The sequence below is a fragment of the Ruegeria sp. AE4 genome (genome assembly GCF_056542185.1).
On record NZ_JBQFZK010000013.1, the window covers coordinates 50,562 to 65,902 of the forward strand.

A 15,341-nucleotide genomic window follows, 5' to 3' on the forward strand; every position below is an offset into this window, starting at 1 on the left:
CACTAGCTAATCTGCGCAAAGGAGAGCGCGATGCGAGAAGTCATGACAAAGAGCATGGCTCGCAATATTTTCTATGGCGGGTCACTGTTCTTCATCCTCATCTTTCTGGCTCTATCAGCCCATTCACATCTGTATATCGTCAATTCCGAAAATGCCGCGAAGCTCGACGAAAGTGTGGTTCGGGGCAAACATGTTTGGGAAAAACACGCCTGTATCAACTGTCACACAATCCTTGGCGAAGGGGCGTACTTTGCCCCTGAGGTCGGCAATGTGATGACACGTTGGGGCGTGTTGGACGACCCGGAATCGGCCTTTGAATCCCTCAAGGGCTGGATGGAGGCACAACCCACCGGCATTCCCGGTCGTCGGCAGATGCCGCAATTCAACCTCAGCGACGAAGAGATCCGGGATCTGACCAACTTCCTGATCTGGACGGACAACATCGACGCTCAGGACTGGCCGCCCAACGAGGCTGGCTGAGAAGGGGAATGGAGCAATGAAATACGAATCCCAAAAAATCGCCTATGCCTACTTTGCGGTAGCCATGGCACTGTTCGCGATACAGGTGATCGGCGGCCTGCTGGCCGGCTTCATCTATGTATTCCCTAACTTCCTGAGCGAGCTTCTGCCGTTCAACATCGTGCGGATGCTGCACACCAACGCGCTGATCGTCTGGTTGATACTGGGCTTCTTCGGTGCAGCCTACTTCCTTATTCCGGAAGAAGCCGAGCGTGAAATCCATTCGCCCAAGTTGGCTTATCTGCAGCTGATCATCCTTGTGGTCGGTACGTTGGGCGTGGTTCTGACCTATGTCTTCAACCTGTTCGAAGGCAACTGGCTGCTGGGCAAAGAAGGGCGCGAGTTCCTTGAGCAACCCAAATGGGTCAAGGCCGGTATCGTCGTTGCCGCTCTGATGTTCCTTTACAATGTGTCGATGACCGTTCTGAAGGGGAAGAAGACCGCAATTACCAATATCCTGTTGTTGGGCCTGTGGGGTCTGGCGCTGCTGTTCCTGTTTGCCTTCTACAACCCAGGCAACCTGTCTCTGGACAAGCAATACTGGTGGTATGTTGTCCACCTGTGGGTCGAAGGTGTGTGGGAACTGATCATGGCGTCGATCCTGGCCTACCTGATGCTGAAGCTGACCGGTGTGGACCGTGAGGTGGTCGAAAAATGGCTTTATGTCATCGTGGCCGCTGCGCTGTTCTCGGGAATTCTTGGAACAGGTCACCACTACTATTGGATCGGCACCCCCGGTTACTGGCAGTGGATTGGGTCGATCTTCTCAAGCCTCGAGGTGATCCCGTTCTTCGCGATGATGGCCTTTGCCTTCGTCATGGTCTGGAAAGGCCGTCGTGACCATCCCAACAAGGCCGCTTTGCTGTGGTCGCTGGGCTGCGCAACGCTTGCCTTCTTCGGTGCTGGTGTCTGGGGCTTCCTGCATACGCTGCACGGGGTAAACTACTATACCCACGGCACACAGATCACTGCGGCCCACGGTCACCTGGCCTTCTACGGAGCCTATGTTTGCCTCAACCTGGCGATCTTCAGCTATGCGATGCCGATCCTCAAGAACCGTGATCCTTACAATCAGGTGCTGAACATGGGATCGTTCTGGCTGATGACCAGCGGTATGGTCTTTATGACCTTCGTGCTGACCTTCGGCGGAACCGTGCAGACGCACATGCAACGTGTGGTCGGAGATTACTTCATGGACGTACAAGACCAGATCGCAATCTTCTACTGGATGCGTCTGGGTTCCGGTATCGTCGTGGTCCTTGGCGCGCTGCTGTTCATCTACTCGATCTGGGTTCCCCGGAAAGAAGTTATTGAACCCGGCGCCGCCGAAACCCCTGCGGAGTGATGATGGATATGGATGGCTCCATAAAACTGAATGAGGGGGCGGCAAACGCCCCCTTCTACCTGCCCCAAGGCGATGAATGCGATGTGTTCACCGCGGCTTATAACAACGACTTGCCAGTTCTGCTGAAAGGTCCGACGGGCTGCGGCAAGACCCGCTTTGTGGCCCACATGGCCGCAAAACTTGGCCGCCCGCTTTATACCGTAGCCTGCCATGATGATCTGGCGGCTGCTGACCTGATTGGCCGTTATCTGCTGAAAGGCGGGGAAACCGTCTGGGTCGATGGCCCCCTGACCCGCGCAGTGCGCGAAGGCGCGATCTGCTACCTCGACGAGGTGGTCGAGGCCCGTAAGGATGTGACTGTCGTTCTGCACCCGCTGACCGATGACCGGCGCATCCTGCCAATCGACCGCACCGGCGAAGAGCTTGAGGCCGCACATGGCTTCATGCTGGTGGCGTCGTACAACCCCGGTTACCAGAATATCCTGAAAACCCTGAAACCTTCGACTCGGCAACGCTTCATCTCTTTGGAGTTTGATTTCCCGTCCGCGCAGATGGAAGCCGAAGTGGTTGCACAGGAAAGCGGTCTGCCGCTGGAACGTTGCAAGCCGCTGGTGCGGCTGGCGGGTAAGCTGCGCGGGCTCAAGGGTCAGGATCTTGAGGAAGGCGTTTCCACCCGACTGGTTGTTTATGCCGCGACACTGATCGCACAAGGAATGTCCACCGACCGCGCCATCCTTGCCGCCATGATCGAACCTCTGACAGATGACGAGGATATCAAACGCGGGCTCCTCGATCTTGTTACGGCTGTCTTTGGGTGAGGCCGGCCGATGGTCAAGATCGATTTTGAGCCATGGGAACCCGAAGAAACGATCGGGAAACTGTGGCACACCCTTGCCAGCCGCCTCGATGCACCCCTGGTGCACGATGGAGCCGCGGTCGACCTCTCAGAGGTCGCGGGGCGGCTGGCCGTCCTCTTTCGAGGGCTGGGCGGTGGTCCGGGCGTAGAATTGCGCCCGGTCTCGCCCGAGGTTTCACATCACCGCCTAAGTTGGCGTCGGCGTCTGGCGACCGAAGTGGAGCTGATGCCGCGCGCTTCGTTTGATGGCGAAGTCTTGCGCTTGCCGGACCGGTTGGCGGTTTTTCCTGCGCGCGAAGCCAATGGCGCGCTGTATGTCTGGCTGGCCGCTGCGGCTGCCCATGCGGGAACGCGAATTGATGAAGACGATCCGCTGCGCGCCGACCTGCGCGCGTTGATCGCTGCGCAGAGAATGGTTGATACGACGCTGGACGACGCCCCCGGCCTGCGCCCGCTTTACACCGAACTTTGCAAGGGCGTGCTGCATCAGCGCGATATCCCCAACCTGCCACCGATTGAAGACGCAGTTGAAGAGCTGATCCGCCATAAGTTGGGTGACCCTCAACCGCTGTCGGCGAAAGCCGAGCAGCTTCTGACACTGGACGAGGACCTGATCGCCCCTCGCGGCTATCAGCCTATGCGCCCGGTTCCCCTGTGGCCCGAACTGCGCGCAGTTGGCTTTTCCGAACATAACGAGGTGGAAAACCCCGAAACTGAAGGTCCACCCGAGGAATCCGGTGAGAAAACCCACCGCGCCCGTCGTCGCAAATCGGATCAGGCCGAGCGCAGCGACAGTTTCATTCTGCATAAGTTCGAAGCCATCCTCAGCTGGGCCGAGTTCCTGAACATCAACCGCCGCATCGACGATGATGATCCCGACAATGCCAAGAAAGCGGCCGATGACCAGGAAGAGATTGGCCTGGGTCAGATATCAAAAGCCCCGCCAACGCGGCTGAAACTGCACCTTGATCTGGCACCCGAGGATGTGAACCGGGAGCGTCTGTCCGGTCGCATCCTTTATCCCGAATGGGACGTGCGTTCGGGCCGATATCTAGCAGATCACGTCAACGTCCTGCTGTCGGATGCGGATATCCGCGACGATGCTGCCGCGTTTGGCAAGGACCCTGCCACCGCCCGCCGTATCCGCGCGGTCAAACGCCAGTTCGAGGCGCTGCGCCCTGGACGCGTGATGACACGCGGCCATCTGGACGGTGACCAGTTGGATATCGAAGCCGCCGTGCGCGCCGAAACTGACCGCATGGCCAGTGGCGAAAGCAACGACCGCATTTGGCAACAATCCCGCCCCGAGGCGCGCGATCTGGCAGTCTCGATCCTGCTGGATGTCAGCCGGTCCACTGAAAGTGCCGTAACCGGTCGCGCCGTGATCGACATTGAACGTGAAGCCCTGGCTGCTTTGGCCTGGGGCCTGAACGCCTGCGGTGACGATTTCGCCATTCATGCCTTCAGTTCGCTGAAACGTCAGCGCGTCTATATCCAGCGATGCAAACGGTTTGATGAGCCGATGGACGCCAAAGTTGAACAACGTATCGCGTCACTGCGACCCGGTCACTACACGCGGCTTGGGGCCGCGATCCGCCACTGTTCAAAGGATCTGGCAAGTCAGACCCGCAAACGCCGCCTGTTGCTGGTGATCACCGATGGCAAACCCAATGACCTTGACCATTACGAAGGGCGTCACGGTATTGAAGACACCTGCATGGCCGTGCGTGAGGCACGCCGCGCCGGGCAATCGGTTTTTGGCGTCACCATCGATAAAACCGGCAAAAGCTGGTTCCCCCGCATGTTCGGACAGGGCGGTTTCGCTGTTATCCCAGATCCGCATCGCCTGACCATGGCGTTGCCGCAAATATATCGCCAATTGGTCGGTGCATGAGCGAAACCTCCTTCATCGACGAGCTTCCGGGCGAATTGCTGATGTGGGTTCTGATTATTAGTGAGCTGCTGGTTTTTGGTGCGGGGCTGATCGCGTTCATGGGCGTTCGCCTGACCGACCCTGCAGGCTTTGCCGAGGCGCAATCGCATCTTTATCGAACAGGTGCAGCCTTTAACACTGCAATACTGGTCACATCTGGCTACCTGGCCGCGCAGGCCCTGAACTGGCGCCGCGCAGCATTCCGGTTCAAGGCCAGACTTGCCCTGACAGGGGCGGCCGTACTTGGGATCGCATTCCTGGTTGTCAAAAGCGTGGAATATGCTGGAAAGGCGGGGCAGGGCATTACCTATGAAACCCACCCGTTTTTCATGTTCTACTACCTGCTGACAGGATTTCACGCGGCGCATGTTCTGGCCGGGGTGTGTATCCTGTTGCTGGTCGCGTGGCGCGATGATCCTCGTAACATCGAGGCGGGCGCACAGTTCTGGCACATGGTCGATCTGGTTTGGATCGTGCTGTTTCCCGTGATTTATCTTCTGGGATAAACAATATGCCGGCAACTTCATCTTTTGCTAAATACTCCCGCCGGAGGCGTCCGAACTCACTCACCGGCGCGTGGCTGGCGCTTTTGGCGCTCAGTCTGGCTTCAACGCTTTTGACCCTGATGAAAACGCCTGACGCACTCATTGCAGGCGGTATCCTGCTCCTTGCCCTGATCAAAACCCGTGTGATTCTGGCCCGATATCTGGACCTGGCTGAAAGCCCGGGCTGGCTGCGTGGCTTCACCTTGGTTCTGACGGGCTTCTCTGCTGTGATCTTCGCACTTTACCTGATCTGAAAAAAGCCGCCCCTAAAAGGGACGGCAGGTTACCAAGCAAAGGGACGCTTAGGTTATTGTGCGGCCATTGGCATCCGCGCGATCTGACAGCGCTGCCACAGCGCCGACAGGGCGCCCACCAGATGATCGATATCCTCATCCGTATGAACGGGTGACGGCGTGATCCGCAGGCGCTCGGTTCCTTTTGGAACCGTGGGATAGTTGATCGGCTGAATGTAGATGCCAAACTCCTCAAGCAGGGTGTCCGAAATGAATTTACACTTCACAGGGTCGCCAACCATCACCGGGATGATATGGCTGGGGTTGGGCAAATGCGGAATGCCCTCGGCATCCAATCGGGCGCGTACCTGCGCCACGCGGGTCTTTTGCAAGTCACGCTCTGCACTTGAATGCTTCAAATGCCGGATCGATGCGGCAGCGCCGGCTGCAATCGATGGGGGTAGGGCAGTCGTGAAGATGAAGCCACTGGCAAAGCTGCGGACAAAATCACACAGCGCGGCTGAGGCCGCGATATACCCACCAACCACGCCGAACGCTTTGCCCAATGTACCTTCGATGACAGTCAGGCGATCCATCAATCCATCGCGTTCAGCAATCCCGCCACCGCGCGGGCCGTAAAGGCCGACGGCATGAACCTCGTCCAGATAGGTCATCGCGCCGTATTTGTCAGCCAGATCGCAGATTTCCTTGATGGGAGCGATATCGCCATCCATGGAGTAAACCGATTCAAATGCGATCATCTTGGGTGCGTCGGGATCCGCTGCGGCCAATTTGGCGTCCAAATCCGCCAAGTCGTTATGTTTCCAAATCACCTTCTGGGCACGCGAATGCCGGATACCTTCGATCATCGAGGCGTGGTTGAGCGCGTCAGAAAACACGATCAGCCCGGGAATTCGCGCGGCCAATGTCCCCAAAGCAGCCCAGTTCGACACATATCCCGAGGTGAACAGCAACGCGGCTTCTTTCCCATGCAGATGAGCCAGCTCAGCCTCAAGCAGAACGTGATCATGCGTGGTGCCCGAGATATTGCGCGTACCGCCAGCGCCTGCTCCGCAGCGATCCAGTGCGTCGTGCATGGCAGAGATCACCGAAGGGTGCTGCCCCATGCCCAGATAGTCATTTGAGCACCAGATCCGCACATCCCGCTGAACCGGCCCGTCGGTTTGACGCGCGTTCGGAAACGCGCCACGACGGCGTTGCAGGTCGATGAAAATCCGGTAGTTGCCTTCGTCTTTCAAAGTGTCGAGGCTCTGGCTGAAAAATTGCTCGAAGTCCATCTGGCGTGCTCCCCGGATAACTGAAATTTCGTTGAACCTATGCCAGAGGCGCCCGCCCTTACATGACAATAGTCAAGTTGGAGACTGAGAAAAGGGTGGCACCCCCGCGCTGGCTTTGGCATAGCATATCTCGGGGTTGATCATCCGGGGGTGTTCCCGGAGCGGACGAATAAGGGGCTGCCTTCTTGTCACACGAGGCACAAAAGATAATTGCGCGGCAGTCACTGCTCTTGCGAAGCCTGCCAGAGCAACATGTCGATACTCTGCTGCGTCAGGCCGTCTGGCGGCAATACGACCGGGGCGAGACAATCTTTCTGCAAGAGGAAGAAGCCAGGGCCGTACATGTTGTACTGGCTGGTTGGGTCAAGCTGTTTCGCATTTCCCCGACCGGTGCCGAAGCCGTGGTGAGTGTTTTCACGCGCGGTGAAAGCTTTGGTGAAGCCGTTGCGCTGCGCAATGTGCCCTATCCCGTTTCGGCCGAGGCGGTATCTCCCTGCGAGATCATGCACATTCCAAGTCCGGTGCTGCTGTCGCTGATGAAGCAAGATCCGGAAATCTGCGTGTCGATTCTGGCGGCCACATTCACGCACCTGCATTCCCTTGTGGCGCAGCTCGAACAGCTCAAGGCCCAGACAGGTGCGCAGCGTGTCGCGGAATTCCTGCTGAATCTGTGTGATAGCGATGCCGGCCAGTGCGAAGTTGAACTGCCGTATGACAAGATGCTGATCGCCGGACGTCTGGGGATGAAACCCGAAAGCCTGAGCCGAGCGTTTTCGAGGTTGAAACCAGTCGGGGTGAAGATCAACCGAAACCACGCGGAAATTGCAGACATGGATGTATTACGGAATTACGCGGAAAGCGACCCGAGCGAGAAATAGAGCCGTGTGGCTGTTTCTCTGGGCAGTAAACTGGCCATTTCCGGTCTGCGATCTTTCCGGCAATCACTATCCTTACTATTCTTGCTGGATATGCCCTATTCGGCGCGATCCTGAATGGGTGAGGTGATGGAACGCAGACATGACGATTGAACAGAAACTAGCCGGTTATCCCCGCGCGAGACTGATGACAGCTGCCACGCCGGTCGAACGGCTTGATCGTCTGTCCGACCAGCTTGGTCTGGAACTGTGGATCAAACGGGATGATCTGACAGGGTTGAGCTTTGGCGGCAACAAAACCCGGCAGCTTGAGTTCTATATGGGTGAGGCACAGAAACAGGGGGCAGACACCATTCTGATCACCGGAGCTGTGCAGTCCAATTTCGTGCGCACGGCTGCCATGGCTGCGTCGAAGCTTGGGATGGAGGCCGTGCTTCAATTGGAAGAGCGCGTGCCCGATATGGGAGAGCACTATTATTCCTCGGGGAATGTTCTTCTGGCCCGGATTCTGGGTGCCGAGCACATGCACTACCATACCGGAGAAGACGAGGCCGGGGCCGACAATGCCCTTCACGTGCGGGCAGATCAGCTGATCGCTGAAGGCCGAAAGCCATATGTAATTCACTTGGGCATCGATCATCCGCCCTTGGGGGCGTTGGGTTATGTGGCCGGGGCTGCCGAACTACTGGATCAGATCGCCGATTTCGACGTGGCGGTGGTGCCATCCGGCAGCGGTTCGACCCACGGCGGGTTTTTGGCCGGGCTGCGGCTGGCTGGCAACACGGCACCTGTTTACGGCATCTGCGTTCGCCGCGACCGTCGCCAGCAACATGCGCGGTTGCAAAAGGTATTGGAACGGTTGGCGGGTATGATGGAGTTTGACCCGGCTCTGGTCATGAAAGACATCCTCACATGGGACGGCGCATTACCTCCTGGATATGGGCGGATAGGCCCGTCCACACGGAAGGCGCTTGCACTGATGGCGCGCGCCGAGGGTATTTTTCTGGATCCGGTCTACTCGGCCAAAACATTTGCGGGTTTGTTGGAATTACGTGAAAACGGCACCATTCAACAGGGTCAGAAGGTTGTGCTGTTGCATACGGGTGGGCAACCGGCGCTGTTTGCATATCAGGAAGAGCTGATCCCGGCCTGAGAGCCATCCGAGAAGCCACTGTATACTAAGTCGCGATTAGCCAGCCAACCCGTGGTTTCGAAGCGCGCCACACGGTGACACGTGACCTATGTCAATGACAGTACCGCGGATGTCGTGTCGGTTGAGCGAACCTAGCCCACCTTAGAATGGGTGGAAGATATGTTCGCAGAGTTGGAGGCTGGATATGGCTGATGGATGCGGCTGTGATCGACACGTGCATATGTATCTGAGCGTGGATGAGGCCCTGCACCGTGGCCTGTCCGCTGCTGATCCGATCACAGAAACGGAAACGCTGCCTTTGGCCGCTGCAATAGGGCGAATATTGGCCCGCGACTGTTTCAGCAAGGTCGATATGCCCGCTTTCGACAATTCGGCAATGGATGGTTATGCGGTTCGAACCGCAGATCTTGGCGATGACGACCTGTTCCAGATGCCGGTGGCGGGTCGCATCGCGGCGGGGGACAGCGGATCTCATGCTGCTCCTGCGGGTAGCGCGCTGAGGATTTTTACCGGAGCGCCCGTTCCCTCTGATTACGACGCCATCGTCATGCAGGAAGATTGTGATGTTGTAGAGGGGCAAATCCGCTTCAGCCGCCGTCCAAAGCCCGGGCAACATATCCGGCGTGCCGGTGAAGACCTTCATGCCGGAGCGCCGATCCTGCGGCTCGGCTGCGAGATTGGCCCGCGTGAGGTGGCAGCCCTTGCTTCCGCCGGGTATGGCGAGGTCGTGGTCCTCCGCAAGCTGAAGGTTTCGATCTTTTCAACCGGCAGTGAGTTGCGCCAACCGGGTGAGCCCCTTGGGCCGGGGCAGATCTATAACTCGAACCGTTACATGCTGCTTGCGCTGTTGCAGAAACCCTGGATTGACCTCACGGACCGGGGGCAGGTCGAAGATGACCCCGAGCTTTTGAAACAGGTCTTGCTGGACGCGACTGAAACCTCTGACCTGATTATTACAACCGGTGGTGTTTCTGTCGGCGATGAAGATCATATGCCGCGTCTGTTCACCGAGATCGGTGGCGTGACGGATGTGATGAAAGTCGCAATGAAACCGGGCAAGCCCATCATGTTCGGTCGGCGTGGCCGTGCGCTTTACATCGGTCTGCCGGGTAACCCGGTTTCTGCTTTTTTGACCTGGCAAATTATCGGATCGCAGTTGATGGCGCGCCGCGCCGGTCTGCACCACACACCGCAGGCAGCCGTGCAGGCAGTTCTGTCGGAACCTTTGTACCGTACCGCAGGCCGACAGGAATATCGCCCGGTTCAGATTGACGGTTACACACCGGACGGACGGCCCCGATTGCGTCTGATGGAGCCGTCCTACAGTGGCCGCGTTGCTTTGCTTGCACAAGCGGATGGATTGGCGATCATCCCGGCAGAGGTGACGGAATATCCCGAAGGGCAACGCCTTGAGCTATTGCGGTTTTAAGCCCTAAGCGCTTTTCCTGCGGCATCAAAGGGCGGTTCATGCAGGATTGTGGCCCTGTGTGGGCGCCCCAGAACCATAACCTCGACCTCATCACCTGGCTGGGCATTTTTCACATATCCCAAGGCCAACGACATTCCGACGGTGTAGCCATAGGTGCCCGAGGTCACCCGGCCGATCCCTTCACCGTTCTTGAAGATCGGCTCGCCACCGGTCGCGTCGGCGTTAGATGCTGTCACATCCGCTTCGTTCAGGTGCAGGATCACCAGGTGTTCCCGAGCCGGGTTCTGCAATACTTTCTGCGCAGCCGCCTTGTTGAGGAAGTCCTTTTCGAATTTGCAGAGACGATCAAGACCAACTTCCTGCGGCCAGTACTCCGGGCTGTATTCGCGGCTCCAAGACCCATAGCCCTTTTCGACCCGCATAGACATCAGTGCCCGGCTGCCAACAGGGCCAGCCCCGAACTCTTTTCCTGCCTCAAGCAAGGCATTGTAAAGCCGGGCCTGATCTTGGGTGTCGCAATGCAGCTCCCACCCCAGATCGCCAGTAAAGGAGACGCGCAGGGCAAGGACCTGGACTCCCGCCAGCTCGATCTTGGCGGACCGCATGAACGGGAAATCTTCGGTTGCCAGCGATGTGTTGGTCAGACGTTGCAGGATGTTGCGGGACTTGGGGCCGGCCACGTTAAAGCCGCACATCGCTTCGGTTTTGCTTTCGAAAGCGGTGCCTTCAGGCAGCGGAACCTGTTTGAAAAAGCGTTTGTGATACCGCTCTGCCATGCCTGAGCTGATCACCCAGAACTCGTCATCAGCCACGCGGGTAACGGTAAAGTCGCCTGCAATACCGCCGCGCTTTGAAATCAGTGGGGTCAGACAGGACCGACCAACGGTTTTGGGCATGGTGTTGGCAAAGACGGCGTTCAGCCAGTCTGCCGCACCCGGACCCTTGCAGACATATTTGGCGAAATTCGAGATATCGATGATCCCGGCACGGTCGCGCAACATCCTGCATTCCTCGCCCACCGGTCCCCACCAGTTCTGACGGGTAAAGCCATTGGTGTCTTTGGTGCCGGGCGTTGCGGCAAACCACAGCGGATGTTCCCAACCGGCGTTCAGGCCAAAAACCGCGCCCATGGCTTTCTGCGCCTCATAGATCGGGCGAACCCGTGCCGGACGACCGGCGCTGCGTTCTTCATTGGGGAAATGGATCGCGAACCGATGACTGTACTGATCCGCCACGCGCGCTTTGGTGAATGCCTTGGTGGCCCAGCTGTCAAAACGCGCCAGATCCCAGGCGAACATGTCGTATTCCGTTTCACCCTCGATGATCCATTGCGCCGCCATAAGGCCCATGCCACCCGATTGCGAGAAGCCGGGGATGATACCATTGCAGCAGAAATAGCCGTCGACCTCGGGCACCGGCCCCATCAGAACGTTCGAATCCGGAGACCAGATCATTGGGCCGTTGATGACACGCTTGATCCCGGCTTCACCAACCGCGGGCAGGCGTTCGATGGCGTTCATCACGTTCTCTTCGATCCGTTCCAGATCATCAGGGAACAGGTCGTGGGCAAAATCCAGCGGCGTGCCTTCTTCGGCCCAGAACCTCATGTCTTTCTCATAGGCGCCGACCAGCAAGCCGTTGCCTTCCTGACGCAGGTAATACTCGCCATCCCGGTCTGACACAGATGGCAGACGGGTGCCGTGGCTTTTTACATCAGCCATGGATTCGGTTACGAAATACTGGTGCTCTGTAGGTTGCAGCGGCAGTTCGATTCCGGCCAGTGCCGCAACCTCGCGCCCCCACAGGCCCGCTGCGTTCACCACCCAGCGTGTCCTGATGTCACCTTTTGGCGTTCTGACGATCCAGCTGCCATCCTTCTGCTGCTCGGTTGCAGTGACCGGCGTGAAACGGTGAATCTGCGCCCCGCGTTGACGTGCGCCGACCGCATAGGCGTTGGTCACGCCCGACGGGTCCACATTGCCGCCATCGGGTTCGAACATCACGCAACGGATGCCGTCGTAATTGACCAGCGGGTTCAGCTTTTGGGCTTCTTCGATGCTGATCTCATAGAAGTTCATGCCATACAGTCTGGCCTTTGCGGCCTGTAGCTTCAGCTGATGTTCGCGCTCTTCTGTCTGGGCCAGGTATAGCGAGCCGGGCTGGAATACGCCGCAGCTTTGACCGGTTTCAGCTTCCAGCGCTTTATACAGGCTCATCGTGTAATGCTGGATGCGGCTGATATTGGTACTGTCGTGCAATCCGTGAATGTTGGCGGCTGCGTGCCATGTTGACCCCGAGGTCAGCTCGTCCCGCTCTAACAGAACAACATCCGACCATCCCAGTTTGGTCAAATGATACAGGATCGAGCACCCGATCACTCCTCCGCCGATGACCACGGCCTGAGCTTCGTTTCGCATTTTGGCTATCTCGCGCGTTTTCGTTCGCGCCTGTTCTTTCATGAAGACTGGCCCATCGACAATGTCGACAAAATTCGAGATCGAATGAAGTCAGCTAAACTCAAACTTTGAAAATTGCCTAGCGTCGCGATACGCTTAAGCAAATGAGCTCGTCAGAACGTCAATCGGTGTGCGCGACCGCGCTCAAACAGCTTTAGGTTCAACTCATCTGCTTCCGGCGCGCCATATTCCAACGCAAACACAAATGCGTGGGTCAGATAGAAACACGAGGCTTCATGATCCTGGCGCTGTTCAGCCATAATCGCCGCTTGGTGATACAGCCGGATCAATGCGGGTACATCTTTTTCCGCATGGGCCCGCAAGAGGTGTTTATCGAGTTCGTTCAGATCCACTGTGACCCTTTCAGCGAATTCACACCGGCTATTTGCTAGGAGGCAAAAGACTGTAACGCCGTCCCGTCTGTTGTTGTTACAGACGACCCGCGATCTGGCCAGAAGGGCCTGACCAGATCGACTTTTCAGGATTGCTTACGCTTCAGCGCGGGCTTTTTCGATTTGCGTGGCCACCCAATGATGAAAACAATGGGTCGGGCCGTCCATCGCGGGCGAAAAACGGCCACCATCGAATTTCACGCCATGACGGCCTTTCTGCATGCCTTCAACCACAAAGACGTCTTCCTCGAACACCGTTTTCCACAGTTGCGCATTCTTGGCACGCAGCGCTTCGTGTTCGGGTGCTTCTTCGGGTTTTTTGGCGTAGTAGAGCTCAATCCGTTCGTTCGAACGCTCATGCGTGATCGGATCGATGAGGAAGGCAAAGCCGTGGTCACGCTGAACACCCAGCAGGGTATTCGGGTAAACGACGATATATTCCGCGCCGTCATTCCACTGCTCACTCAGATTCTCGAAATCATCCAGCTTTTCGCCATCGTGACCCTCGAACTGGCGGTAAACATAGGTGCCCTGACCCGAATATTTGCCCAATTCGTTGATGTTGTAGTGGTCTTCCAGACGCGAATAGCTGTTCAGGCCGGGATGAACCCAAGGCAGGTGATAGCTTTCGCAGTAGTTCTCAACAGCCAGTTTCCAGTTCGAGTTCAACTCAAGATAAACCGATGCGCCAGCGCCACCGTGATACATCGGTTGATCGAATTCTTTCCAGCGTTCCATCAACTCGCCATGGACATCTTCGAATTCCGGCGCGTCACCGCTGACATTGACAAAGACAACATCCCGCCAGACATACGAGCGGATGCGGATAAGGCCCAACTCGGCGAAGTCCAGATCCTCATGGGTGTTCTGCCCAGGGCCACCGACATGAGGGGCAGTCCGCAATTCACCATTCAGGCCGTAGCACCAGCTGTGATAGGGGCAGCGGATCGCGCCGCGGATTTTTTGCGGCTTGTCGACCAAAATCATGCCGCGATGACGACAGGTGTTCTGGAACACGCCGATCTGACCGTCGCGATCACGAACCATCAACAGCGGCACACCGAGGAAATCGATCGGATATGCATCTCCCGCCTCGGGAATGTCTTTGCCAAAGCCGATGCCGGACCAGTTCGCAAACAAGACCGCATCCCGTTCTTCGGCAAAAACTGCGGGATCAATATAATGCTCGTTCGGCAGACCCTTTGCGGTGTTTACCGGTGTCAGAACAGACGAAAGCGGTGCGTGCTTGTTCATCGGCCACTCCTGAGTGATTTTGAATGAGTTTATCGCTGCATCCATTGGCGGCTGAGGCCGCCCACGTTCAATACTAAAAAACCTAATGGCAAATTGAGGCAGGCTAAACCGAACCTTCAGACAGTTCGTTGAGCAACCAATTCTTGAGAGCCAGCGCCCCTTCCGAAAGCTGATCGTCCGGGCGACCGACAAGATAGAAGTTGTCCGGGGCGGGCAGGCTGAATTCCTCCAGCGCGACGAGTTTCCCCGAAGCCAGCATGGGCTGGACCAGACGTTTCCATCCCAGCGCAAGGCCCGCCCCTTTACGCGCCACCTGAAGGGCAAGCGCATAGCTGTTCACCCGCGATTCCACGGGAACAACTCCAGAAAACCCGAGGTCGTGGAACCAGGATGACCAGGTCGTCCAGGTGCTGTCCTGAGTTTCGAGATGGATCAGCCGCCGCTGCACGAGGTCTTCAAGGCTGGCCCCTTTAAGGTCCGCGGCCATCTGGGGGCTGCAAACGGGTGTCAGGATATCGCGATACAGTTTCGTGTGCGTGAGTTGCGCGTTGGCGTCCCGGCCATAGCGGATGAACAGGTCGATATCCGGCCGGTCCGTGAAGGCCTTGTCCTGCGCCATCTGGTTCACTTTCACGTGCGGAAAATCCTGCCAGAACCGGATGACAGATGGCGACAGCCAAAGTGCGGCGACTGCAGTGGTTGATCCAACGGTTACGTGGTTCTCGGAATCATTGCTGCGAATCTTTTCAAGTGCCTTTGAAATCTGCCGGAACGAAGTGCCGAGTGCCTCAAACAGGTCTTGCCCATCCTCGGTCAGTTCCACTCCGCGGTGCTTTCGGACAAAAAGGGCCGCGCCCAGCTCGCTTTCCAGCGCCTTAATCTGATGACTGACGGCACCAGGCGTCACGGAAAGCTCGCTTGCGGCTTCCTTGAAACTGAGATGCCGAGCGGCGGCTTCAAAGGCCGATAGTGTCGTAAGTGGAGGAAGGTTGTAGTGGCGTCGAGACATGGAGGTTTGTTGGCTTTTGAACTCTGGGTGAGCTCAATTCACCC

General features: G+C 57.4%; 14 protein-coding genes. 9 read left to right on the plus strand and 5 right to left on the minus strand.

The annotated features are described in order from the left end of the window. The first annotated feature begins 30 nt into the window (after window positions 1-30). The 6 genes from ACR0EK_RS15175 to ACR0EK_RS15200 are packed head-to-tail and all read left to right on the plus strand — an operon-like array spanning window position 31 to window position 5,452. The gene (locus tag ACR0EK_RS15175) at window positions 31-480 is read left to right on the plus strand and encodes a c-type cytochrome (protein WP_209597154.1); all 450 of its coding nucleotides are present in this window, start codon (window positions 31-33) and stop codon (window positions 478-480) included. 16 nt (window positions 481-496) lie between these two features. After that, window positions 497-1,864 carry a cbb3-type cytochrome c oxidase subunit I gene (locus ACR0EK_RS15180; RefSeq protein ID WP_480477361.1) on the plus strand — a complete coding sequence of 456 codons (1,368 nt, stop codon included), beginning with the start codon at window positions 497-499 and terminating at the stop codon, window positions 1,862-1,864. 8 nt (window positions 1,865-1,872) lie between these two features. Continuing rightward, window positions 1,873-2,682 carry an AAA family ATPase gene (locus tag ACR0EK_RS15185; RefSeq protein ID WP_480774218.1) on the plus strand — a complete coding sequence of 270 codons (810 nt, stop codon included), beginning with the start codon at window positions 1,873-1,875 and terminating at the stop codon, window positions 2,680-2,682. Window positions 2,683-2,691: 9 nt separating this feature from the next. After that, a complete protein-coding gene (locus ACR0EK_RS15190; protein WP_480900561.1) occupies window positions 2,692-4,614 on the plus strand; it encodes a nitric oxide reductase activation protein NorD in 1,923 nt (640 codons plus the stop codon). Then, window positions 4,611-5,159 carry a cytochrome c oxidase subunit 3 gene (locus tag ACR0EK_RS15195; RefSeq protein WP_480488714.1) on the plus strand — a complete coding sequence of 183 codons (549 nt, stop codon included), beginning with the start codon at window positions 4,611-4,613 and terminating at the stop codon, window positions 5,157-5,159. Before ACR0EK_RS15190 ends, ACR0EK_RS15195 begins: the two co-directional genes overlap by 4 nt. Before the next feature lie 5 nt (window positions 5,160-5,164). Then, on the plus strand, window positions 5,165-5,452 hold the full coding sequence (locus ACR0EK_RS15200; protein ID WP_267365170.1) for a cytochrome C oxidase subunit IV family protein: 288 nt from the start codon (window positions 5,165-5,167) through the stop codon (window positions 5,450-5,452). Window positions 5,453-5,505: 53 nt separating this feature from the next. Here ACR0EK_RS15200 and hemA read toward each other — a convergent pair whose 3' ends face one another. Next, a complete protein-coding gene (gene hemA, locus ACR0EK_RS15205; protein ID WP_480900563.1) occupies window positions 5,506-6,729 on the minus strand; it encodes a 5-aminolevulinate synthase in 1,224 nt (407 codons plus the stop codon). Between the two features lie 185 nt (window positions 6,730-6,914). Here hemA and ACR0EK_RS15210 point away from each other — a divergent pair, with 185 nt between their 5' ends. The 3 genes from ACR0EK_RS15210 to ACR0EK_RS15220 all read left to right on the plus strand — a co-directional run bounded on the left by ACR0EK_RS15210 (window position 6,915) and on the right by ACR0EK_RS15220 (window position 10,186). Next, window positions 6,915-7,607 (plus strand): Crp/Fnr family transcriptional regulator, encoded by a 693-nt coding sequence (locus ACR0EK_RS15210; RefSeq protein WP_480900565.1) that lies wholly within the window; start codon window positions 6,915-6,917, stop codon window positions 7,605-7,607. A gap of 139 nt (window positions 7,608-7,746) precedes the next feature. Then, window positions 7,747-8,757 carry a D-cysteine desulfhydrase family protein gene (locus ACR0EK_RS15215; RefSeq protein WP_480900567.1) on the plus strand — a complete coding sequence of 337 codons (1,011 nt, stop codon included), beginning with the start codon at window positions 7,747-7,749 and terminating at the stop codon, window positions 8,755-8,757. 184 nt (window positions 8,758-8,941) lie between these two features. Continuing rightward, on the plus strand, window positions 8,942-10,186 hold the full coding sequence (locus ACR0EK_RS15220; RefSeq protein WP_480967914.1) for a molybdopterin molybdotransferase MoeA: 1,245 nt from the start codon (window positions 8,942-8,944) through the stop codon (window positions 10,184-10,186). Here ACR0EK_RS15220 and ACR0EK_RS15225 read toward each other — a convergent pair. The 4 genes from ACR0EK_RS15225 to ACR0EK_RS15240 form a co-directional block, all read right to left on the minus strand. After that, a complete protein-coding gene (locus ACR0EK_RS15225) occupies window positions 10,183-12,603 on the minus strand; it encodes a GcvT family protein (protein ID WP_480967915.1) in 2,421 nt (806 codons plus the stop codon). The two genes, ACR0EK_RS15220 and ACR0EK_RS15225, sit on opposite strands and share 4 nt — an antisense overlap. 152 nt (window positions 12,604-12,755) lie before the next feature. After that, window positions 12,756-12,995 (minus strand): hypothetical protein, encoded by a 240-nt coding sequence (locus tag ACR0EK_RS15230; RefSeq protein WP_480967916.1) that lies wholly within the window; start codon window positions 12,993-12,995, stop codon window positions 12,756-12,758. 135 nt (window positions 12,996-13,130) lie between these two features. Beyond that, window positions 13,131-14,288: an aromatic ring-hydroxylating oxygenase subunit alpha gene (locus ACR0EK_RS15235; RefSeq protein ID WP_480967917.1), complete on the minus strand. Its 1,158-nt coding sequence runs from the start codon at window positions 14,286-14,288 to the stop codon at window positions 13,131-13,133. A gap of 103 nt (window positions 14,289-14,391) precedes the next feature. Continuing rightward, window positions 14,392-15,297, minus strand: coding sequence for a LysR substrate-binding domain-containing protein (locus tag ACR0EK_RS15240; protein WP_480488703.1), 906 nt, complete (start codon window positions 15,295-15,297; stop codon window positions 14,392-14,394). Window positions 15,298-15,341 lie beyond the last annotated feature (44 nt).